Raw genomic sequence first — 22,114 nt, 5'->3', positions numbered from 1 at the left:
GTCCCGTCTGAGGACTTGATTCCATGCCCGAGTTTTCCGTAACCAGTCGAAATCAAGTCAAGCGCCTGGCAAAGCGTGCCAGCTACGACCGCGACGTCATCCACCGAATCATCGACGAGGCTCTGATCTGCCATGTCGGGTTCGTCGAGGAGGAACAGCCGTTTGTCATCCCCACCATTCACGCTCGGTCGGACGAGACGCTGCTGCTCCACGGAGCCAAAGCCAGCCGCCTGCTCAAGCACGTTGCCGCGGGCAATCCGATCTGTGTGGCGATGACCATCCTGGATGGAATCGTCTTCGCCCGCTCGGCGTTTCATCATTCCCTCAACTACCGCTCGGCCGTCGTATTCGGCCGCGGTCATGAGTTGGTAACTCCGGAAGACAAGCTGCGCGCGCTGGAGATCATCACCAACCACGTGGCGCCCGGCCGCTGGGCCGAAGCGCGGCGGCCGAACGCGCAGGAACTCGAAGCGACGACAGTCGTCAGCGTGGCCATCGAAAGTGCATCGGCCAAGACCCGCACCGGCGGCCCAATCGACGACGAAGATGACTATGACTTCCCAGTCTGGGCCGGCGTCTTGCCGCTGAAACAAATGGCCGAGTCGGCGCTCGCGGATTCTCGTTTGATGGGCGGAATTGAGCTGCCCGAGTATGTGGCGAATTATCGCCGCGGATAGCACGTCTCTTCGCAATCTCAGTCGACCGCGCAGGGCAAAATGCCGGACACATCAACTCTGAGCCGCGCTATCCCGCGTCGTTTCCGGCCTGACCGACGGCTTGCGTTTTGGTACAATTGGGCGAGGGGAATGGTGAAACCGATGAATCTGCAACTCAATATTCCGCAGCAGCTTGAAGATCAATTGCGCCTGCATGCCAGCGCAGCCGGCCAGAATGTTGAGTCGTTCATTCTGCAAGCGGTGGAAAGCACACTAGCGGGCCCGCCGGCAGCGGCCTCGTCCCCGCCGCGCCCGCCGCGCGAACAGTGGTTTTCGGAACTCAAAGCATGGGCCGAAAGCCATCCGCCCGTCAATCATTTTGTCGACGATAGCCGCGAAAGCATTTATCCCGACCGTGGCTAATGCGAATTCTGGTGGACACGAATATCTTGGCGCGCTTGGTGCAGCCAAACCATACGCAATATCCAATTGTGGTCAACGCACTGGCCACACTCGACCGCGCCGACCACGAGTTGGTCGTGGTGCCACTGGTCTTGTACGAATTCTGGGTAGTCTGCACGCGCCCACTTGAGAACAATGGCTTGGACCTCTCTTGCCACCAAGCGATGTCTGAGTTGCTTCAAGCGCAGCGTTTCTTCCCGCTTCTGCTCGACGAACGCGGGATTTATCTGCGCTGGCAGCAACTTGTCGCGGCGACCGAAACACGAGGCAAGCCCGCCCACGACGCCCGACTCGTCGCTGCAATGCTGCGTCACGGACTCACGCACATTCTCACTTTCAACGTCGCTGATTTCAAACGTTTTGCCGACGCTACGATTCTCGACCCGGCGCTCGTTGGGGTGCCATAGGCATCAGAGACGAGGCGTGTTTGCTCATTCGTTCTGACCGATTCGACCGCCCTAACTGAACTGCCCACTAGTTCAGAGCGAAATCGGTGAGCACATTGGCGGGGTAGCGCGATGGGGGCCGCAACTGCCCTGACACCGCAAGCGCGATCGCCGTATAATCTCGGCTGCCGAACGGATTTGTGCTCGATTGGTCGCGGTCGAAGCGGGAAAGGAAAACCTTGGATGCCGACATCTCTTGACTTGAGTCGCTACGAGATCGAGGCCGGGACCGTCGTTCGCAATGCGGCGCCGGCGCGGCTTTACGAAGACGCCATCATCAACGAGAAGGCGGCAGTCGTTTCCAGCGGGGCGATCGTCGTTCGCTCCGGCGCCAAGACGGGCCGCAGCCCGCTCGATAAGCGGATCGTCGATCATCCGGACAGCAGCGCGGATATCTGGTGGGGACCGGTCAATATCAAGCTCGGCGAAGACATTTTCATCATCAACCGTCAGCGGGCCATCGACTATCTGAACACCCGCGACACGGTCTACGTCCTCGACGGGTTCGCCGGCTGGGACCCGCGGCATCGGCTGAAGATTCGCGTGATCTGCGCTCGGGCATATCACGCTCTGTTCATGCACGACATGCTGCTGCGCCCGACCCGGGCCGAACTCGATTCGTTCGGCGATCCGGATTATGTGATCTTCAACGCCGGCCAGTTTCCCGCCAATCCGCACACGAACCAGATGACGTCGAAGACGAGCATCGCGCTGAGCCTCGAGCGGCGCGAGTATGTGATCCTCGGCACCGAGTATGCCGGCGAAATGAAGAAGGGCATCTTCACGCTCATGCACTACGTGCTGCCGCAGCATGGTGTGCTGTCGATGCACTGCTCGGCGAACGAAGGTCCCGCAGGCGATGTCTCGCTCTTCTTCGGCCTCTCGGGGACGGGAAAAACAACGCTGTCCGCCGACCCGCGTCGGCGGCTCATCGGCGACGACGAGCATGGTTGGAGCGACGACGGAGTCTTCAACATCGAAGGGGGTTGCTACGCGAAGTGCATTCATCTCTCGGCGGAAAATGAGCCAGAGATCTACGACGCGATTCGATTCGGCACGGTGCTGGAGAACACGGTCTTCGATCCCATGACGCGCGATGTTGATTTCTCGAGCGCGGCGATCACCGAGAACACGCGCGCGGCCTATCCGATCGATTACATTCCGAACGCCAAGATTCCCTGCGTCGGCGGCCATCCGCGGAACGTTATCTTTCTTACCTGCGACGCCTCGGGCGTGCTGCCGCCGGTGAGCAAGCTCACTCCGGCCCACGCGATGTACCACTTCATCAGCGGCTACACGGCCCGCGTGGCCGGCACGGAGGTGGGCGTGAAGGAGCCGCAGGCGGCGTTCTCCGCTTGCTTCAGCGCGGCATTCCTCGTGCGGCATCCGACGGTCTACGCCGAGATGCTGGCCGCGAAGCTCAAGAAACACGGGGCGCAAACCTGGCTGGTGAATACCGGTTGGTCCGGCGGGGCGTATGGAGTCGGCTCGCGGATGAAGTTGGCCTACACGCGGGCCATCATCGACGCCATCCACAGCGGCGCGCTGGCGGACAGTCCGACTGTTACCGATCCGATCTTCGGGCTAGCGGCGCCAGTGCGCTGCCCCAGCGTTCCCGACGAGATGCTGCAACCCGAGAAGACGTGGCCCGATCCGGCGGCCTACCGCACGGCAGCCAAAAATCTCGCCGCGCTCTTCCAGCAGAACTTTGCCAAATACGCCGACCAAGCCAGCGACGAAATCCGCTCGGCCGCTCCTAGGGGCTAGGGACTGGGGGCTGGGGACTAGGGGACGCGCAAGCGGACTCGGCGCGTTCACGAAGGTCAGGCACACCAACTACGATGATCTCACGCGTTCGCCGCGAAGCGGCAGCCATTTCCGAGCCCCTAGCCCCCAGTCCCGAGCCCCCTCCGCTCACACCGCCGTTTCCGCGGTCTCCCCCGTACGGATGCGGATCACTTCCAGCAGCTCGCTGAGGAAGATTTTGCCGTCGCCGACTTGACCGGTGCGGGCTGTTTTCATGATCGTGTCGATCAGGTCGGCTGCGTCGTTGTCCGCGACGACGACCTCGATCTTGACCTTGGGAAGAAAATCGACGGCATATTCCGCCCCGCGATAAGTCTCCCTCTGCCCCTTCTGCCGGCCGAATCCGCGGACCTCGGTGACGGTCATACCTTGAACCCCCTTGGCATTGAGCGCGTCCTTGACTTCCTCGAGCTTGAAATGGCGAATGACGGCTTCGATCTTTCTCATGACGGAGCTTTCTTGATTGGAGAGTCTTGTCTTACTAGCGGTAAATTTGGCAGTCCGGGAGTGCTCGATGAAGTTTTGCGACGCCCTCGTCGGTGACGTGGGTTCGAGTTCTAGAAAGTTGCAACCCGCGCAGATTCTTAAGTTCGCGAAGCGCCTCCATACCGGTATCCGTCACCGGAGTGCCGTCCAAATCCAACTTCTGGAGTTGGCTCAGTCGCGACAAAGATAATGCGCCTGCATCGGTGAGTTGAGTGTCGTCAACGTACAAGTTGTGAAGTTGGGGCAGATCGCAAAGTTGTTCTAGCCCGACGCCTGTGATCCGGGTATTTCCGAGCCGCAATTCTTGAAGTTGGGTCAGTCCACGTAGGTGCTTCAACCCAGTATCAGTGACCTTGGTCCAACTAAGGTCCAGGTACTTGATTTGCCTCAATTGGGCAAGTTTTTCTAACCCGGCATCGGTGACCTGGGTCCTGGCAAGGCTGAGCGTTTCAAGTCGTCTCAATCCGGCGAGTTTTTCCAGCCCGGCGTCAGCGATATTTGTGTTATCGAGTGTCAACGCGTCGAGCTGGATCGCTTGCTTGAGCTGTTCCAATCTAGAATCGGTGATCATTACGCCGTTCAATTCAAGCTTTTGAAGCCGGCTCAAAAGTTCGATTTGATCCAAACCGGCCTCTGTCACGATTCGCGCCCCGACTACGTTTGTGAAAAAATCGTCTCCCAACACCTTCCGAAGCCATGCTGGTCCAGGCGGCGTCGCATTATCTGTGTAGTTCGATGCGCCGGACGGAAGTATTTGCATCTGAAAGTCGTACACGACAAACCCGCCGCCTTTCAGGATTGTCTCAACCGCCATTTTCTGTCGCTCGGCCCGATTCTTGATCGCGACAAGCCACGTCATCCCGATGCCTGCCAGCAGCACCAACACCATCAGCGAGCGCAGGCTGTACTGAAACCAGCGGCGGCACGGCTTGCCGGCGGCGATGGGCGGATCAGCTTTGGTTGGCTCGTCGATCATGTCCCAAATTCTAGCGACACTGCATCGAAAAAACGTGCTCATTCGACAACGCCGGCGTCGCACAACACTTGCCACTTGTCACTTGCCACTCTCTCCCGCCGCCAGCAGCTCGCGCAACTGGAAATGAAACTTTCCCAGCTTGCCGCCGTAGTTACCGGCGGAGATGGCGACGATTTCCGGTCCCACCGCGGCGCGAATCGCGACGGTCATTGCGCGGCGGATCGCCGCTTCGTCAATCCCGTCGATCACGATCTCTAGGCAGTAATTCGCCTCCGGATGCAATTGGCTTTCGACCCGGCCGCAGAGCGTCGGGCAGAAGGCCTCGGCGGTCGAGGCCTTGAGCGCTTTGTAGCGCGAGCCGACTTTGCTGCCGCTGCGCGCGACGCCGCCGGGAAACGGCGCGATCACGCCCGGCAGTGGCGCGATGGCCGCGATGCCGCGGCGTGCGGCGTCGAGCGTGCCTTCGAGCGACGTGCCTTGAATCAGCACATTTCCGCCACCGATTCCTTTTTCGACGCCCAGCGATTCCTCGACCAGGAACTCGCCGTCCATCACCGGAATTCGCCAATACCGCCGAGAGCCGATCAGCTTGCTCTTCTGATGGCCGTCGCCGAAGAACCGCAGCAGTCGGCCTAGCGGCACGCGATCCGTCGCGTCGGGCAATCCATCGTAAACCGCCGTGCTCGGACAGGTCATCAGGCATTGCCCGGTGCGCGCCAGAATCGCCTTGCCGAGGCTCTCGGTCGAAAACCCGAACGCCAGGAGCGCCACTCCCGGCCGGCGGTCGGGCGTTTCCTCCGGCTCGAGCCAGCGCTCGATCCCGGCCTCGGCATCGCAGCCGATAATCGAGCTGGCGTAGCCGGTCGCCTCGCCGGCCGCGGCCCGCCGCCAATAATCGTCGTGTGCCGTGACGACCAATCGCACGAAACGCAACCGAAACGCCTCGGCAAATGTCGCTTCGATTAAAGTTGAGCCAATATACATCCAAGCGCCGTTGCAGACCAAAAGTAAGAAGAGTTTTTATGAGGAAGCCAGGAAGGCAGGAGAGGAACGGTTTTGAATCGTGAGCCTTCCTCCTGGATTCCTGGCCTCCTCATAAAAAAGCCTTTCAACAATCACGCCGGAGTATCGACAATCGTTACATCATTGACGCCGGATTCTCAGCCTGCAAGGGGACTCGAAACCCAGCTTGCCACGAGTTCGCTCGTTCGGCAGAATGGGAACTGGCATGGATTCAAGGTTTCGTGCTCGCCTGTTCAATCAGCGAAGGAATCAACGATGCACCTGCCCGATCATTATTTGGACCCGACCACCTGTGCGGTCACATCCGTGGCGGCGGCCGGGGCGCTGGCGTTTGCCGCGATTCAAGCCCGGCGCGAGGGAGGCCCGTCGGCGCGGCTTTTGGCCGCCACTAGCGCCGGGATCTTCGCCGCGCAGATGGTCAGTTTTCCGATCGCCGCTGGGACATCCGGGCATTTGATTGGCGGTGTTCTCGCCGGGGCGATTCTCGGTCCGTGGCTCGGAACATGGGCGATCGCGATCGTGCTCGCCGTGCAATGCCTGCTGTTCGGCGACGGCGGAGTTTCGACGCTCGGGGCGAATATCCTGGACATGGGCGTGATCGGGTCGATGTTCGGCTACGCGGCTTACCAGGGCATTCAGCGCTTCGCGTCGAGCCCACTGGGAAAAGTGGTCGCGGCCGCGGCGGCGAGCTGGGTCACTGTGATCGCCGCCGCCGCGCTCTGTTCGTGCGAACTGGCCGCCGCCGGGACATTTCGCTTCGGTGATGTGCTGCCGGCGATGGTCAGCGTGCATGCCCTGATGGGCGTTTGCGAGGCATTGATCACTGCGGCCGTCATCGTGCTGCTGATGCGCATTGCGCCTGCCATGCTGTACGATTCATCGCGGCAACTTGGCGCGAGTTCGACCACTGGCTGGCGCAAAGCATCGACGATCGGTTTCGCGGCAGCGCTGCTCATTGCGCTTATGCTGGCTCCCTGGGCTTCAACCGCGCCCGACGGGCTGGAGAGAGTCGCCGGCCGCTTGGGACTCGCTGAGCAAGGGGGAGCGCGGCTCGTCTCCACGCCGATCACTGACTACAAGCTGGCCGGCATCGAATCGCCGGCGCTCGGGATCGCGCTGGCCGGGGCAATCGGCGTGGCGGCGGCATTTTCCGCGGCCGGCGTGTCGAGCATCCTGATGCGGCGGATGATCGCTGCCTCAGCCGAATCGCGCCGGCTGTCGCGGCCTTTCACGCCAACAGCTTCTTGACCACGTTGCCGTAAACGTCCGTCAGGCGGAACGGGCGGCCTTGGTATTGGTAGGTCAACTTCGTGTGGTCGAGTCCCAGGCAGCGCAGGATCGTGGCTTGCAGGTCGTGGACGTGGACTCTGTCTTCGGTCACGTGGTAGCCCAGCTCGTCGGTCTCGCCGAGCGTGAAGCCCGGCTTGATGCCTCCGCCGGCCATCCAGATTGAAAAGCAATGCGGATGATGATCGCGGCCGAGGAATTTTGAGCCGTTGCGCTCTTCGTTCATCGGGGTGCGGCCGAATTCGCCGCCCCACACGACGAGGGTGCTATCGAGCAGCCCGCGCTGCTTGAGGTCTTGCACGAGCGCGGCGCTGGCCTTTTCGCACTGCCGGCAGCGCTCGGGGAGCGAGTGCATGATGTCGTCCCCCGCGCTCGTGCCGTGGCTGTCCCAGCCCCAATGATAAAGCTGCACGAACCGCACGCCGCGCTCGACGAGCCGCCGGGCCAAGAGGCAATTGTTCGCGAACGACACTTTGCCCGGTTCCGTGCCGTACAGTTCGTGAATCGACTGCGGCTCCGCGTGAATGTCCATCAGCTCCGGCACGGAACTCTGCATCCGGTAGGCCATTTCGTATTGCTCGATCCGCGTGAGCGTTTCCGGATCGCCGATTTCGGCAAGCTGCATGCGGTTCAGATCGCGGAGCGCATCGAGCGAGCGGCGGCGCAGGGCGGCATCCATCCCCGGCGGGTTCGAGACATATAGCACCGGATCGCCTTGCGAACGGAACTGCACTCCTTGATAAATGCTCGGCAGAAAGCCGCTTCCCCACAGCGACGTGCCGCCGTCGGGGCCGTTCGGCCCGGAGAGCAAAACGACGAAGCCGGGCAGGTTCTCGCTTTCGCTCCCCAGGCCATAGGTGAGCCAAGAGCCCATGCTCGGCCGGCCAATGAATGGCGAGCCGGTGTTCAAGAAAATCTGCGCCGGGGCGTGGTTGAACTGATCGGTGACCATCGACTTCACCACGGCGATGTCGTCGGCCACTTTCGCCAGATTCGGCAGCAGCTCGGACAATTCGATCCCCGACTCGCCGTGACGGGCGAATTTGTACGGCGTGCCGAGCATCTTCGGCACTCCCTTGATGAACGCGAACCGCTCCTTCTTGTAAAGCGACTCGGGACAAAGTTGGCCGTTCAATTCGATCAGCTTCGGCTTAAAGTCGAACAGCTCCGGCTGCGACGGCGCGCCGGCCATGTGCAAATAGATCACATGCTTCGCCGTGGCTGGGAAGTGCGGCGGCTTAGGCGCCAGCGGATTGGCGGCCGCGGCGGGGATTGTTGCCGCGGCTTGCGGCGCATCTCCAGCGAAAAGCCCCTCATTCGCCAGCGCCGCCAGCGCCACGGCGCCGATCCCCGTCGCCGAGCGCTGAAAGAAGTAGCGCCGCGTCGTCGCCTTCAATTGCTCAATGCGCAGGTCCATAGCAACACCATGTTTTATGAGGAGACCAGGAATCCAGGAAACGAGCCTCGGATTCTAAATCCACTCTCCTGCCTTCCTGGGTTCCTCATAAAAACTTCCTCGTAATTCACTCTTTAGAGCAATCATCCTTTGTTCAACGTCTCGTCGAGGTTCAGCAGCACGTTGGCCACGACCGTCCAAGCGGCGAGTTCGGCGGCGGGCGCCGCGCCGTCGAGCTTGCCGCCGATCGACTGGGCCGATTTGGCGTCGCCGCGGAAGCGATCGAGTTCCTGATTATACAGCGACAGGAGCCGATCCGACTCCGCCGGCTCCGGCGTGCGGGCCAGGCAGAGCCGGAAGCCGCGAACGAGCCGCGCCGTCGCGTCGGCGCGGTCGGGTTCCTTCACCATTCGGCGGGCGAGGGCTTGTGCTGCCTCGATGTAAACCGGGTCGTTCAAGATTGCGAGCGCTTGCAGCGGCGTATTGGTTCGCGGGCGGCGGACGACGCAAAACTCGCGGCTTGGAGCGTCGAAGCTCGTGAACGACGGATACGGGGCGGTCCGCTTCCAAAACGTGTACAGGCCGCGACGACAACGGTCTTCGCCCGCCGCAGTGGCCCAACGGTCGCCGCTATACGGCGAACTCCAAATCCCGTCGGGCTGCGGCGGCATGACGCTCGGCCCGCCGATCTTGGGGCTCAACAAACCGCTGGCGGCCAGGGCCTGATCGCGGACCAATTCCGCTTCGAGCCGCACGCGCGGCCCCCGGGCCAGCAGGCGATTCTGCGGATCGCGTTCGAGCAGCTCGGGCGTCGCTCGCGACGATTGCCGATAGGTGGCCGAGGTGACGATCAGCCGGTGCATCGCCTTCAAATCCCAATCGCGGCGGATGAAGTCGGTCGCCAGCCAATCGAGCAGCTCGGGATGCATCGGCCGCTCCCCCTTGGTGCCGAAATCCTCGATGGTGAGCACGATGCCGCTGCCGAAATACTGCGCCCAGATGCGGTTGATCGCGACTCGCGCCGTGAGCGGATTGGCCGGATCGACGAGCCATTTGGCCAAGCCCAATCGATTGCGCGGCTGATCGGCCGGGAACGGATTCAAGACCGCAGGCACGTTCGGTGAGACCACTTCTCCCGGATTCAAGAAGCTCCCGCCGACGAACAGATGCTGCTCTCGCGGCTTCGGCAATTCCTGCATCACGAGCGTCGTGAGCTTCGGCGGCTCGGGTTTCTTCTTGGCTTTCGGTTTCTTTTCGGCGGATTTATCATTCGTCTCGGCGGGGGCTGCGGATCGGCTCGCAAGCGAGCCGACTAACGAATCGTTCTTGGCTTCGCTTTGGCTCTTCGCGCCGTTTTCGCTCTTCACATCCGTCGCGTTTTCTTCGATCGCCGCAATCACAACGGGCTCAACTTTTCGGCGGTCTGCGTCCCCTCGTCCCTCGTCCCTCGTCCCTCGCCCCTCCGCCGCGACCTCGACCTTCGGGTTCTCGTTGGAACCCGTATCGGCCGTGTTATTGAAGAAGGCCATGAACTGGTAGTATTCCTTCTGCTTGAACGGATCGTATTTGTGGCTATGGCACTGGCAGCAGCCGAGCGTCGTGCCGAGCCAGACGGTCGCCGTCGTGTTCACGCGATCGATCACGGCCGCCACGCGATACTCCTCCGGATCGACGCCCCCTTCCATGTTGATCATGGTGTTGCGGTGAAAGCCGGTGGCGATCTTCTGCTCGAGCGTGGCGTTCGGCAGCAGATCGCCGGCCAATTGTTCGATCGTGAATTGATCGAACGGCATGTTCTTGTTCAAAGCATTGATGACCCAATCGCGATAGGGCCACATGCTCCGCCGCGTGTCCTTCTCGTAGCCGTGCGTATCGGCATAGCGGGCCAGATCGAGCCAGGGCCGCGCCCAGCGCTCACCGTAGCGCGACGAGGCGAGCAGCCGATCGACCACTTTTTCATACGCGTCCGGGCCCTTATCCGCCAGAAACGCATCGACCTCTTCGACCGTCGGCGGCAGGCCGACGAGATCGAGCGAGACGCGGCGAATCAGTCGCGCGCGATCTACCTCGGACTGCGGCGCGAGCCCCTCTTTTTCCAGCCGAGCGAGCACGAAATAGTCGATCTCATTCCGCGGCCAAGCCGAGTTCTTCACCGCGGGAATCGTCGCCCGCTCGGGCTTCTTATACGCCCAGTGCGTGCTTGCCGACGCCCCGGCCGTATCCGCTTCCGCCGGCCATTTCGCCCCTTGATCGATCCAGCCTCGCAACAAGCCAACTTGCTCTGCCGTCAACCGCTCCCCTTCTCCCTCCGGCGGCATGACCGTCTCGGAATCGAGCCCCGAGACATACCGAATCAACCGGCTCTCGGCACTCTTCCCCGGCTCAAACGCCTTGCCGCCATCCCCGCCCGCAAACGCCGACTCCTTGCGAAACAGGCTCAACCCCGATTCATGCTTCGCCTCCCCGTGGCACTTCCAACACCGGGCCTCGAACAGCGGGCGAACATCGCGAATGAAATCGACCTCGCGCGCAGTCGCGGGCGGGAGCTTCGCGGCATCGAAAGTTGTCGGCTTCTTCGAATTGTCGGCTGCCAGCGACCAAGCTGACGAGGCCGCAACCATCGCGAAGACGGTAATGCCGCAAATTAGACGATGCCAATGCATTTGGTCGTTTTCTATCAGTCAGCGAAAAGGTGGGGCAATCGGCAGCGGGCGCCACCAATCGGAATGAAACCCGGCGACAGAATAAATGCGGGATGACGATTATATCACGAATCGACGTGGATAAATCGTTGAACTCGACGATTCGGCACTTCTAGCCGTGAGGCTCCGAATCCCTGTGTCACCATTTTGTCATAATAAATGTTGACAACCTGGCGACGCCTGGATAAGCTGTAGTCAATTAAGGAGGAGGTTATGGCCCGTTCCGACACACGTTACTCGGTGTATCCCGCCCCAAAAGCGATTGAAATCGTAGGCAATTCGGCTCCGGCCCTCAATCAGGCAGTGGAATGTTGGGCGGCTTTGCTTTCTCGAGCGATGGCGGATAACGCCCGCACATTCTCAGAATCCTACTCAGACTTTATCGGCGATCGCGTACTCGAGCACCGGCTGCACGATTGGGCACTCTTGGCAACGGTGGTTCGCGGCAAGCGGTTCGACCCGGACTTCGCAAATCCAGGTGAACTATTGGCGACGGCCGTTGAAGACACACACAGGCTGGAGAGCGCTGGTGACGAGTGGTATTTTGGGGAATCGGAAAGCAAGGATCGGGAGGCGGCGGTCGGAAGTCTGGCCGAATCGCTGCGAAAACTGGATTACGCCCATGCGTGGGGCGTCATTGCCGTAATTCAATGGTTTTGGGAGCAACGGGACGCGGGAATCGACATTAAGAAAGACCCGTGGTGGACGTTGGCGTTTCGCCGTCGGTGGCATCGGAATCCGGCAGGCCAAACGGAATCGACTAAGAGCGCACGATCAGCAACAGCAAAACGGAAAAGCAAGAGCGCATGAATCCGCGGTTTTTGTGATACGTCAAACGAATAGCGACCGAAACGACGATTTGAATTGCCATGAACGAAGTGATGAGGAGTCTGGCTCGGGTTTGCAACAACCGCGAATGGCTGCGCCATTTGTTAATGCTCGAAAAGGATCGCCGGGGCGCGCCGCGGGACAGGCTGGTCTTTGTCGGAATTGCCGACGTGGCTCAACAGCGCTGGTGCGAACAACAAGCGGTGCTCAAGAGCCGCGCAAACGAGTTGACTTTCTTCACCACCTATTTGGCTGACCGCGTTAGGTTTGCGGACCGCTTGGGCATCATCAACGCGCTGCCAACGGATGATGATTCCCTTTTAGGCGTCGGAAGTAAAATCACTTTCGCCGATGTGCAAAAACTCTGTGAGGAGGATCAGCGACAGACCTCGGAGCGCAACCGGCACTTTTCGAAAGCGAGTCCGACCTTTGTGAGGATAAGACGGATGGGCGGAAACGGCAGCCGAGCTCAGATGGTTGACCCGGACCGTGGACCTCTGCAACGGAAGCTCCAAGAAGAAAATGCAGCGGCGCACCGTGTTCGCGTCATCGTCTCCAGGGACGAGGCCATGTTGCGAGGAAAGATCGATCAAGCATTACGGGCAGAAAAATATCCCACGATGCGCTGGCACTTTCCGTGGAGGAGCTACGTCGTCGTGGGTATGCCCGACGGTATCACCGATGAATTCGCATACGAATACAAAAGCACTCGAAGCCGGTCGCTGCTAAGCTTCACGAAACCAGTCGCATTCGCCCAAGCCGACCTGTACGGGTACTTCTTTATCCGACCGAAAAAGCGAGTACAGATTCACGTCTTGCAAAACGAGACCACAGAAACCTGGGAGGAGCCGGTGGATATCGCCAACGCTGAGGGGACGTTGTCCGCATTCAATTTGGTAGACGTTGGTGCAATCGCCCGTCTCCCGGAGGCGTGGAAATGCAATTCATGTGAGTTTCGCGCAAGCTGTTCGATCAGCCAAGCAAAGTAGCGAGAGGGATGCCATGTTGACCAACACTTTCTGCCATATTCCTGGTATCGGCGAGACGACCGAGCGGGCCCTGTGGTCGACTGGGATAACCTCTTGGAACGCGGTCCGTGAAGCGACACCGCAATGCCTGCCACGACATTGGCGAGATTCGTGGTCTCGCCATATCGAGGAATCCGGCCGGCAGTACGCGGATCGGAACGCCAGATACTTCGCCGAGAATCTACCGAGCAGTCAGCTCTGGCGACTTTTCCGCGACTTCCACGATTCCTGCGCATTCGTGGACATTGAGACCACCGGGCTGTATGCGTGGCACAAAGTTACAACCGCAGTCATTTACGATGGCCTGTCTGTCCGCCACTACGTCAATGGAGAGAACCTAGACGACTTTCCGAAGGACTTGTTGGACTATTCTCTGCTGGTAACTTATAACGGCCGCTGCTTCGATGTCCCATTCATCGAGCGATTCTTCTGCGTAAATATTCCTCTTGCGCACATCGACTTGAGATATGCGCTTAATAGCCTTGGCATCAAGGGCGGTCTGAAGGGCTGCGAACGCCAAGTGGGTATTGCTCGCCCGGGCCTGGAGGACGTCGATGGCTTCGCCGCGGTTCTGCTTTGGAGGGAGTACGAACGGCGGAAAAACGCCAAGGCCCTTGAAACGCTCTTGGCATACAATATCCGCGATACGATTGCCCTTCACGCACTCATGGTGCATGCACACAACGAGAAAGTGAAGTCAACGCCGTTTTCCGACAGCCACTCGTTGCCATCGCCATTGCTCCCGGAGCCTGCGTTTGAAGCCGACCAGCAGACTGTGGCGCGTGTTGCCCGTCCGATTTTTGCAGCGGAACCGACACGCGTTCCCGTCGGTGCGATTTGGCGTTAAACAAACGTCGGGGCAGATAATCGCCGCTAGATCGCCTTCCGCTTCCCCACCAGCGTCGGCGTGCCGGATGGTGGCGATTTCTTTGGGTCGGGGATGGCATTCAGGTCGATCAGCATCTTCTCGACGCGCTTTTGGATCGCGCCGGTTTGCTTGACGACGATCGCGCCGGGGACGCCGTGGATGTAGGCTTCGCCGGTCCAACTCTTCGGCTCGACGAGGTCTTTCACGACCGCGACGAAATCGTCCGCCGGAAGGTCGGCGTTGAGCTTGTAGATTTTCATGCTCAGCGGATGGTTCCCCTCCTTCGCCGAACCGTCGGCGGAGGCTGGCTGTGGAGCGGTCGCGGCGGGCTGCTCGCCGATCGCTTTGCGGAGCTTGGCCACGATTTCCGCCACGTGCCCGTGGTCGGCGCGGGTTTGAGTGCAAATTACGGCGCGGCCGGTCGGCAGATAGCTGATGTAGGCATTGCCCGACTTGGGTTTGTCGAGCGAGGCCCAGGAATCGGGATCGATGGACCGGGTGATCACATCGAGCAGCCGGCCGTATTCCTCGTCGACGCCGTCTTTGTCGAAATCGCCGCCGATCAGGTCGCCGACCGGATAGACGCGCACGGTGCGCAGCGATTTTTCGTCGTCCTTGGTCGTGATCAACAGCACCTCATCTTTGACCGTGTACGCCAACTTGGAATCCTCCAACAGCATATCGAGCGCCTGGCCGAGCGGCGAGCCAACGACGGTCACCGGCGCCTCGGGCGAGTTCGGCGCCGCGGGTTTTGTTGCTGCTGCGTCGGGAACCGCGGTTGCATTCTGCGCCGCGGCCGTGTTCGGCAAGCCGGCCTCGCGGGCATGAGCGTCCACATGCACCGGGATTCCGAACGCCTTGCGAATCCATTCGGCCAGATCGTCGAGCTTCGCGGCGGTGGGCTGCGCGGAGACCTCTTTCACCAGCGCCTTGTCGATCGCCGTCTCATCGGTCGGCGAGATTCCCAAGCCGGCGTTCACGCTGGCGTCGTACTGCTGCGGCTTCAAGTCGCGCGATTTGCGCAAGGCGGCCAAGAGCGCGGCGACTTGGTCTTGGACCTTTTGATCCTGGGCGAGGGTGAAGGTGCCGTGGAAGGGGCTGCAATCCTGGAGCACGTTCGCGTCGGCCGACCAATTGGGCGATGAAATCGCCCCGGTGATGACCTCAGCCAGCGATGAATAATCGTAGTCGAGCGTTTCATCCTCATGTCCGGTCGAGTTTGGATGGGCGAGCACCAGGTCGCGCACGTTGTAAACCTGCGCGACCGATGGGAGCCGATCATCATTCGTGATGACCACAGCCCCTTCATCGGCGAACCACGTCCAGCCCAAATCGCGCGAGATGAGATCGAGAGCGCTCAAAGCCGAAACTCCCTTGAGATGGACGGTCAGATTCTGCTTCGGGGCGGCGTCGGGCGCGGTTGTTGGTCCGTGGTCCGTTGTCCGTGGTCCGTTTTCTGTCAGATTCTGTTTCGGGCCGGCGTCGGTCGCGGCCGAATCTTTGGCCGCGACCATGATTTCCAGCTTGGTCTGCGCGGCCAGGGCATCGACGATCTTTTGCAGCGGGACATCGGCGAAATCCAACTCGACCTTCTTGGCCAGCGCCGCCCGAGTCGCGTCGTCCGGCATCGATCCCATGACGGTCGGCTGACCGGCATCGAGCGATTTGTCCGCCGGTCGTGGCTTGGCTGGCTCCTTCGGCTTGAGCGGTTCGATCGGCTTGGCTGGCGGCAGCGGCTTGATCGGGGCCGGGGTCTTCGCCGGCGGCTTTTCCTGGCCCCACGACGAATACGCTCCGAGCAAAACGGCTCCCGCAGTCAGGCCGACAAACAGGCCCGTCAGGATCATTTTTCGCGACATAACCGCTCCTCCCCGCATACGCATTTTCACCCCTGCCCACGTTCATAAAGCCTAAGTCGCTCCCAGCGACCGTGCAAGGAGAGAGGGCGGGAGAATGTCTAATGGCGAATGACAAAATGACGAAAGAATGACGAAGCACGAATGACGAATTTATCGCCATTACCGCTTGCGATTCGTCCAGCCGCGGCGGATCTTCGACATTAGTGCTTCGTCATTCATTAGACATTCGTCATTCGGCATTCGTCATTCCCCGTCGCCGCTGCCGGTAATACTTCCAGCCGGGGATGAAGAAGCAGGCGGCGGAGACGAGGCCGAAGATCGTGTCGCCAAATTGCGGCCAAATTGTCATCACGCCGGCCGTCAAGAACAGCGCGGCGGCTTGAAAGTAAAACGCCCCGTCCAGGATGCCAGCTTTCACGAAGAAGACCATCCCCGCTAGCAGGCCGAGCACCGGCGATAGCTTGAGCGCCGGCAGGTCGAGCATCCATTCGATGATGAACAACAGCACGCTGGCGATCACTGCCGCGCCCCAAAGATGCGCGATCTGCCGCTCGATGAACGTGACCGGCCCGGAGCGCCTTCGCAGCCACCAGAAGATCGGCGCCCAGACGGCCAGCCCGCCGGCCCAAACCCAGAGATACAGCCAGCGGTTCGTGACGCCCTCCCACGATAGCAAGTTCGTCGCCAGGCAGAGGCCGAATAGCACCACGCTGTGCCACATCCAGAGCAGGCCCCAGTTTTCGAGAATCGGGGCATGGTGCGTCTCGCGGAACAGCCGCGACATGACCTGCATCACGCCGCCGCTGCGGGCGGAGACCGGGTCGCCCGCCAGATAGGCCGTCAGATCGTGGGCCAGCGCGTCGGCCGAGGGGTAGCGCAAGTCCGGCGGCTTTTGCAGGCACTTGAGCGAGATCATTTCCAGGTCGCGATCGGCCTTGACGTTCAACAGCCGCGGCGGCACTGGGTCTTGCTCGAGCACCATCAGCAGCGTATCGACCGGGGAGGCGGCCTGAAACGGCGGCCGGCCAGTGAGCATCTGATATAGGATCGAGCCGAGGCTGTAGACGTCGCTCGTCGGCCCAATCTCGCCACGGTTGCCGCCGACCTGCTCGGGGGCCATGTAACTCGGCGTGCCGATGATCGCTCCGGTGTGCGTGAGCCCGGTGTTGTCGGTGATTCGCTTGGCCAGGCCGAAATCGGTGATGTGCGGCTGCCCCTCTTCGTCGATCAGGATGTTCGAGGGCTTGAGGTCGCGATGCAACAGCCCTTGCCGATGGGCGAAGTGGATCGCTCGGGCGACCGGCAGCATGATCGCGGCTGCCTCGCGCGGCACGAGCGGCCCCTCGGCCAGCCGCCGGGCGAGCGTCGTGCCGGCGACGAACTTCATGCTGAAATAGGGCTGCCCTTCGATCTCGCCGACTTCATAGACCGGCACGATATTGGGATGATCGAGCCGCGCGGCCGCTTCCGCCTCGGCCCGAAAGCGGGCCAGATCATCCAGCGAGGCGAGAGTTCCCCGCAGGATCATTTTCACGGCCACGATCCGATCCAAGCTGATCTGCCGCGCGCGATAAACGATCCCCATCCCGCCGCGGCCGATCTCTTCGAGCAGCTCGTAGTCGCCCAGCCGCGCCGGCAATTCCAAAAGCGGCGCCGGCTCGGCCGACGAAGCCGCAGATTTGGTCGCGGCCACGGAAGCATGCGAGGCGACCGCATCCGCCACCATCACCGCGCCCCACAGATCGCGCAGCTCATCGGCCAAATCGGGATGCTCCCGCGCCGCCTCCTCCAAACTCGGCGCCCGCCCCGCCCGCTGCGCGTCGGCAAGTTCATTCAGCACGCGAGCCAGCTTTTCGTCATGTTGATCGGTAGTGAGCGACATCAGTCGAATTGGATTTTGGGCTGAATTGGGCGCCATACCCATGCGGGCACCTGCGTCAGCAGGTCGGCGTGGGCATGGATGCGCCATCAAATGGGCAAGACGCGAACTCGGCATTTTCGTTCGTCGACTACGACGAGAGCGCCCGAAGCCAAGTCGGCATCGTGCTGTTTGAGAGCTGCGACCACTACGCCTTCCAGATGGTCCGGCAACACATCTTCGGCCCGAACTTGAAGCACACTTGGCCCCTGCGCGTGAGTCAGGGCCAGAATCGTGCCGAAATCCAGGTCGTGAGTAAACACGACGTAGTCATTCGCGGTCGCCCAGTCCATGATGACCCGGTCAATGGCTCGCGGATCGCCTACCTTGGACCAATGGACCGCCGGCCAACCGTGATGCTCAAGCACTGGCGCCCAATCGGGAGACAGATTCATGTCGATCACGATTTTGATGCTCATGCGGTAGCCAGCGGGACCTCTCGCTCCTCGACGCGCCAAGCCGCATACGCCAGTGCTTCGTCGATGTCTTCAGGCTCTAGATAGGGGTATGCCGTGAGGATTTCGCTCCGCGACCGTCCCGCCGCCAGCATCCCGACGACTGTTCCAACGGTGACCCGCAAGCCGCGGATGCATGCCTTGCCACCCATGACGGCCGGATCGAGGGTAATGCGAGTCAACTCTTTCATGGGAAAACTCCGTAAATTGTATTTCATGCTGAACGCCAAGTGGAGGTTCAACACAAAGCCGGCTTATTTAAGCTCTGCGGCGCGCCCGCTCGATCAAAGTATACCGCGAAATACTCTATTAGAGCAGGTATGGCACCGGGGTGGTTTTGCCTGGCACTGGAAGCGGATGACACGGCTGATCCTTCGCCGCTAAGCCTAAGCATTGCGGCTCGCGGAACAATCGAATCACCGCGACCGGCAGCGGGTATCGCGCACCCCAATTGCCCCAGGCGAAGATCGTGCATTTAGGTTTAACGATTTTGCTCAACAGGTCCAACGTGTCATAGTTGTGCTGTCCGACTCGATCTCGATCCTGAATGCTGCGGAGTCCATTCGCCTTCTTGGTCCTAACGGCAAATAAATTGGCGAGCATTATCCCGGCTGGATCGGAGACCCACGAGCGCGTGAAGTTGATACATCTCTCGAGGGTCGGTCGCCGCCGCTTCTCAGTGTCACCAGTGCCGGGATTGATCATCACCCAAAGCATCACGGGCCCCTTTGCCAACCACGTCCTAGCGAATGCGTACCGATAACGCTTGCAGTGCGAGTAAATTGAGAGATCGGACCCTTCCTCTTCTACTTCAAGGTCACGCTGAGCGGCAAACTCCTTTAATCGCAAGTGGTATCGCATAGTTGGCTTCGCCATCATCTCATCTGACGTATTTCCGCGATCGAAATGTAGAGTTCCGCGACGGGCAGTCCACCGCTAGTTCCATCGATCGAAAACCCCTTCAACAAGCCACCTTTCATTTGTCGTCCGCCTGTTCATCTTTCGGTGCCTGTAGCTTCACGCGCAGCCGGCGCATCGCGCGGAGGTAGCGCATGCCGGCGGCGGGTTCGCTGAGGCCGAGGACTTCGGCGACATCGCCGTTCGAGAGATGCTCGAAGTGGCGCAGGAGCACGACCTCGCGGTCTTGTTCGTCCATCGTGTCGATCGCTTGTTGGAAGCGGATTTGTAGCTCATGCCAGGTCGCGGCGGCGGCCGGGGTGAGTTCGGGGTCTTTCAGCTCGCCGGCCAGATCGAGCGTCGAACGGTCGAGGAAGGCGGCGGCCACCAGCGGCTGCTCGCGGTCGACGCTGCGCCGCGCCGCCACCCGGTGCCGCCGATGGGCGTCAATCAGTCGATCCCGGGCCATGTGGCGCAGCCAGAGATGAAACGGCATGACCGGGTCTTCAAGATAGTCTTGCAGTCGGCGATGGGCCTCGATCAGCACGTCCTGCACAATGTCGCTGGCATCGACGCGCCGCTGCACGAGGTGATCCATTCGCAGGTCGATCATCCGTCGCAGCGCCGCTCGATGCCGCTCCAGGAGACGGTTGACCGCCTCGGCATCTCCGGCCCGAGCGTCGGAGAGCAGCTTTTGCGTTTCGTGCGATTGCGGCCACATGGTAATCAGTTTATCCTCGACGGGGCGCGGCGGCGACTGCTAACGTAGTAGGCACACTCCGTGTGCCGCAACGGGCGGACGGCACACGGAGTGTGCCTGCTACATTACGACGTTCGGCGATTCCATCCCGTGGCAAGCCACGGGGCTAACGGACGTCGGCTTTGACTTCGAACCGTCGATGCCTTTCCCCTCCGATCCTGCCGCCGACACGCTCACCGCCGCGCTGGCGCGGCATGGGATCGAACTGCCGGAGGATCAAATCGCGCAGCTCGATCGCTTCTGCCTACGACTCTGGGATTGGAACGAGCGGCTGAACCTGACGCGGCACACCGACTATGAAAAGTTCGTCCGCCGTGACGTGATCGACGCCGTTAAATTGGAGCCGTTTCTGGAGTCCGGCGACCGGGTGCTCGACGTGGGGAGCGGCGGCGGTCTGCCGGGCGTTTTGCTGGCCGTGATCCGCCCCGATCTCGCCGTGACGCTTTCTGATTCGGTCGCTAAGAAGGCCAGGGCGCTGGACGCCATCGTTAAAGAGGCCGGACTGACGATCGCGGTGCGCCATGCGCCGGCGCAGAATCTCTTGGACGACGGAGAGTTCGACACACTGGTCGTCCGTGCCGTGGCGCCGATGGCGAAGCTGCTGACCTGGTTCAATCCCCATTGGGATTCATTCTCGCGCTTGCTGTTGATCAAGGGACCATCGTGGGTCGATGAGCGGGCCGCCGCCCGCGAGCGGCGGTTGATGCAAGGATTGCGGCTGAGCAAGCTCGCGGCGTATCCGCTGGCCGGCACGGACTCGGAGAGCGTGATTCTGGAGATACGGCCGCGGGAATGATTGCGTGGGCGTGACCCACGGTTGTTCGGCCGGAAGGGTTTTCCTATACTGATCCACTTCATAGTCGCAGACTAAGTAGCAGGCACACTCCGTGTGCCGTTCGCGGTTACGGCGCACGGAGTGTGCCTACTACACTGACCAACGAGGTATTGAACTATGGCCGATCTGATTCCCCCGCATGGTGGTTTGAAGGAACCGTTGAGTCGCACTGTCGCTGCCGAGGAAATCGGGCGATTTCAAGCCGAAGCGGCTGGGCTGCCCAAGGTGCCGGTCTCCGACGCCGATCTTTCGACCGTCTATCGATTTGGCGACGGGGCGCTCAGCCCGCTGACCGGCCCGATGAATTCCGCCACTTACAATCGGGTGCTCGATGAATCGGTCATCGAGCACGAAGGGAAGCTCTATGCCTGGACGATCCCGTTGGCCTTGCCGGTGACGAAAGAACTCGCGGCGCAGCTCAAGGTCGGCCAGCGCGTGGCGCTGGTGAATTCGGCCGGGGCCGTTGTCGCGGCGCTGGAGATCAACGACATCTTTCCTTGGGACAAGCCCAAGTACATCAAGAGCGTCTATCTCACCGAGCGCACGGATCATCCGGGCGCGGACATGGTGCTCAAGGGAGATGCCGACAAGACGCATCTGCTCGGCGGCACGATCCGCGTGCTGCCGCAGCCGAAGCATCCCAAGTTCGGCAAATACGTCCTCTCGCCGCGCGAGGTCCGCAAACTGCTGGCCAGCAAGGGCTGGAATCGGGTCGTCGCCTTTCAGACCCGCAATCCGCTGCATCGCGCGCACGAATATGCGCTCGTCTATGGTCTCGAAACGCTGCTGCGGGCGGGGCACAACGCCGGCGCCTGCCTCAACCCGCTCATCGGCGAGACCAAGGGAGACGACGTGGACGCCGATGTGCGGATGCACACCTACGAAGCGCTCATCGAGCAACGCGGTTTAGGCGAAGGGGATAGTGACCAGTCGCTATGGGGACCGCGCGGCGAATCCGTCCCCGATCGTGTGATCCTGCTCGGGCTGGATATCAAGATGTTTTATGGCGGGCCGAAGGAAGCCATTATGCACTCGATCTATCGCCAGAATTTCGGCTTCACCGACATTGTGATCGGCCGCAAACATGCCGACGCCCCATATCACGACGGCACGGCGATCTGGGGCGATTTCGACGCCCAGGAGATTTTCGGCAAGCTGAAGGGGGACTTGAAGATTCAGCCGGTCAAAGTGGGCTTCGCTGCCTATTACGATTCGTCCGGCCGGGTCGATCTGATGGACAACCACAAGGACGAAAAGCCCGTCTTCATCTCCGGCAAGGACGTCCGCAAGACGTTGCTGGAAGGCAAGCAGGTTGACCCGCGGATCATGCGCGAAAGCACCTCGCGGATCTTGGCGGCGGCGATGGCGGGGAAATAGGCCAATGACGAAGGACTAATGACGAATGTCTAAAAAATGACGAAGGCCG

22 protein-coding genes are annotated in these 22,114 nt (G+C 61.0%); 10 read left to right on the top strand and 12 right to left on the bottom strand.

The window, feature by feature from the left end; all coding sequences use genetic code 11:
- The first annotated feature begins 23 nt into the window (after window positions 1-23).
- The 3 genes from VGY55_08770 (at window position 24) to VGY55_08760 (ending at window position 1,525) form a co-directional block, all read left to right on the top strand.
- Window positions 24-677, top strand: coding sequence for a pyridoxamine 5'-phosphate oxidase family protein (locus VGY55_08770; GenBank protein ID HEV2970070.1), 654 nt, complete (start codon window positions 24-26; stop codon window positions 675-677).
- A gap of 141 nt (window positions 678-818) precedes the next feature.
- On the top strand, window positions 819-1,079 hold the full coding sequence (locus VGY55_08765; protein HEV2970069.1) for a hypothetical protein: 261 nt from the start codon (window positions 819-821) through the stop codon (window positions 1,077-1,079).
- Window positions 1,079-1,525 carry a type II toxin-antitoxin system VapC family toxin gene (locus VGY55_08760; protein ID HEV2970068.1) on the top strand — a complete coding sequence of 149 codons (447 nt, stop codon included), beginning with the start codon at window positions 1,079-1,081 and terminating at the stop codon, window positions 1,523-1,525. Before VGY55_08765 ends, VGY55_08760 begins: the two co-directional genes overlap by 1 nt.
- Window positions 1,526-1,592: 67 nt before the next feature.
- On the opposite strand, the gene VGY55_08755 is transcribed toward VGY55_08760, so the two are convergent.
- Entirely contained in the window at window positions 1,593-1,757 is a 165-nt protein-coding gene (locus VGY55_08755) for a hypothetical protein (GenBank protein HEV2970067.1), read from the bottom strand.
- Between VGY55_08755 and pckA the strand changes: the two genes are divergently transcribed.
- A complete protein-coding gene (gene pckA, locus VGY55_08750) occupies window positions 1,748-3,331 on the top strand; it encodes a phosphoenolpyruvate carboxykinase (ATP) (protein HEV2970066.1) in 1,584 nt (527 codons plus the stop codon). The two genes, VGY55_08755 and pckA, sit on opposite strands and share 10 nt — an antisense overlap.
- 147 nt (window positions 3,332-3,478) lie before the next feature.
- Here the strand turns inward: pckA and VGY55_08745 are convergent, their stop codons facing one another.
- From VGY55_08745 to fhcD, 3 genes are all read right to left on the bottom strand, one after another.
- Entirely contained in the window at window positions 3,479-3,817 is a 339-nt protein-coding gene (locus VGY55_08745; protein HEV2970065.1) for a P-II family nitrogen regulator, read from the bottom strand.
- A 34-nt stretch (window positions 3,818-3,851) separates the two neighbouring features.
- Window positions 3,852-4,832, bottom strand: coding sequence for a hypothetical protein (locus VGY55_08740; protein HEV2970064.1), 981 nt, complete (start codon window positions 4,830-4,832; stop codon window positions 3,852-3,854).
- 78 nt (window positions 4,833-4,910) lie between these two features.
- Complete coding sequence (fhcD, locus tag VGY55_08735) at window positions 4,911-5,816, bottom strand: formylmethanofuran--tetrahydromethanopterin N-formyltransferase (protein ID HEV2970063.1); 906 nt, start codon at window positions 5,814-5,816, stop codon at window positions 4,911-4,913.
- A 294-nt stretch (window positions 5,817-6,110) separates the two neighbouring features.
- Here fhcD and VGY55_08730 point away from each other — a divergent pair, with 294 nt between their 5' ends.
- Complete coding sequence (locus VGY55_08730; GenBank protein ID HEV2970062.1) at window positions 6,111-7,103, top strand: energy-coupling factor ABC transporter permease; 993 nt, start codon at window positions 6,111-6,113, stop codon at window positions 7,101-7,103.
- Here the strand turns inward: VGY55_08730 and VGY55_08725 are convergent.
- Window positions 7,084-8,559, bottom strand: a complete 1,476-nt coding sequence (locus tag VGY55_08725) for a DUF1501 domain-containing protein (protein HEV2970061.1) — start codon at window positions 8,557-8,559, stop codon at window positions 7,084-7,086. The genes VGY55_08730 and VGY55_08725 overlap by 20 nt on opposite strands.
- A gap of 122 nt (window positions 8,560-8,681) precedes the next feature.
- Window positions 8,682-11,201: a PSD1 and planctomycete cytochrome C domain-containing protein gene (locus VGY55_08720; GenBank protein HEV2970060.1), complete on the bottom strand. Its 2,520-nt coding sequence runs from the start codon at window positions 11,199-11,201 to the stop codon at window positions 8,682-8,684.
- A 252-nt stretch (window positions 11,202-11,453) separates the two neighbouring features.
- Here VGY55_08720 and VGY55_08715 point away from each other — a divergent pair, with 252 nt between their 5' ends.
- Genes VGY55_08715 through VGY55_08705 form a run of 3 tightly spaced genes read left to right on the top strand, consistent with a single transcriptional unit; the run spans window position 11,454 to window position 13,943 of the window.
- Window positions 11,454-12,050, top strand: coding sequence for a hypothetical protein (locus tag VGY55_08715; GenBank protein HEV2970059.1), 597 nt, complete (start codon window positions 11,454-11,456; stop codon window positions 12,048-12,050).
- Between the two features lie 59 nt (window positions 12,051-12,109).
- A complete protein-coding gene (locus VGY55_08710) occupies window positions 12,110-13,057 on the top strand; it encodes a hypothetical protein (protein ID HEV2970058.1) in 948 nt (315 codons plus the stop codon).
- A gap of 13 nt (window positions 13,058-13,070) precedes the next feature.
- Window positions 13,071-13,943 (top strand): ribonuclease H-like domain-containing protein, encoded by an 873-nt coding sequence (locus VGY55_08705; protein ID HEV2970057.1) that lies wholly within the window; start codon window positions 13,071-13,073, stop codon window positions 13,941-13,943.
- 26 nt (window positions 13,944-13,969) lie between these two features.
- On the opposite strand, the gene VGY55_08700 is transcribed toward VGY55_08705, so the two are convergent.
- The 6 genes from VGY55_08700 to VGY55_08675 all read right to left on the bottom strand — a co-directional run bounded on the left by VGY55_08700 (window position 13,970) and on the right by VGY55_08675 (window position 19,814).
- Entirely contained in the window at window positions 13,970-15,823 is a 1,854-nt protein-coding gene (locus tag VGY55_08700; protein ID HEV2970056.1) for a hypothetical protein, read from the bottom strand.
- Window positions 15,824-16,052: 229 nt separating this feature from the next.
- Window positions 16,053-17,705 (bottom strand): serine/threonine-protein kinase, encoded by a 1,653-nt coding sequence (locus VGY55_08695; GenBank protein ID HEV2970055.1) that lies wholly within the window; start codon window positions 17,703-17,705, stop codon window positions 16,053-16,055.
- An 86-nt stretch (window positions 17,706-17,791) separates the two neighbouring features.
- Complete coding sequence (locus VGY55_08690) at window positions 17,792-18,160, bottom strand: DUF5615 family PIN-like protein (GenBank protein ID HEV2970054.1); 369 nt, start codon at window positions 18,158-18,160, stop codon at window positions 17,792-17,794.
- Window positions 18,157-18,387, bottom strand: a complete 231-nt coding sequence (locus tag VGY55_08685) for a DUF433 domain-containing protein (protein HEV2970053.1) — start codon at window positions 18,385-18,387, stop codon at window positions 18,157-18,159. Before VGY55_08685 ends, VGY55_08690 begins: the two co-directional genes overlap by 4 nt.
- 118 nt (window positions 18,388-18,505) lie before the next feature.
- Window positions 18,506-19,057 carry a DUF1643 domain-containing protein gene (locus VGY55_08680; GenBank protein HEV2970052.1) on the bottom strand — a complete coding sequence of 184 codons (552 nt, stop codon included), beginning with the start codon at window positions 19,055-19,057 and terminating at the stop codon, window positions 18,506-18,508.
- A gap of 115 nt (window positions 19,058-19,172) precedes the next feature.
- On the bottom strand, window positions 19,173-19,814 hold the full coding sequence (locus VGY55_08675; GenBank protein ID HEV2970051.1) for a sigma-70 family RNA polymerase sigma factor: 642 nt from the start codon (window positions 19,812-19,814) through the stop codon (window positions 19,173-19,175).
- Window positions 19,815-19,992: 178 nt separating this feature from the next.
- On the opposite strand from VGY55_08675, the gene rsmG reads away from it, so the two are divergent.
- Window positions 19,993-20,649, top strand: a complete 657-nt coding sequence (rsmG, locus tag VGY55_08670; protein HEV2970050.1) for a 16S rRNA (guanine(527)-N(7))-methyltransferase RsmG — start codon at window positions 19,993-19,995, stop codon at window positions 20,647-20,649.
- Between the two features lie 156 nt (window positions 20,650-20,805).
- Window positions 20,806-22,065 (top strand): hypothetical protein, encoded by a 1,260-nt coding sequence (locus tag VGY55_08665; protein HEV2970049.1) that lies wholly within the window; start codon window positions 20,806-20,808, stop codon window positions 22,063-22,065.
- The last annotated feature ends 49 nt before the right edge of the window (window positions 22,066-22,114 follow it).

Source organism: Pirellulales bacterium (genome assembly GCA_035939775.1).
In the GTDB taxonomy this organism is placed as follows: Bacteria; Planctomycetota; Planctomycetia; order Pirellulales; family DATAWG01; genus DASZFO01.
The sequence above is the reverse complement of the archived record's forward strand: the minus strand, read 5'-3'. Positions and strand labels throughout refer to the sequence as shown.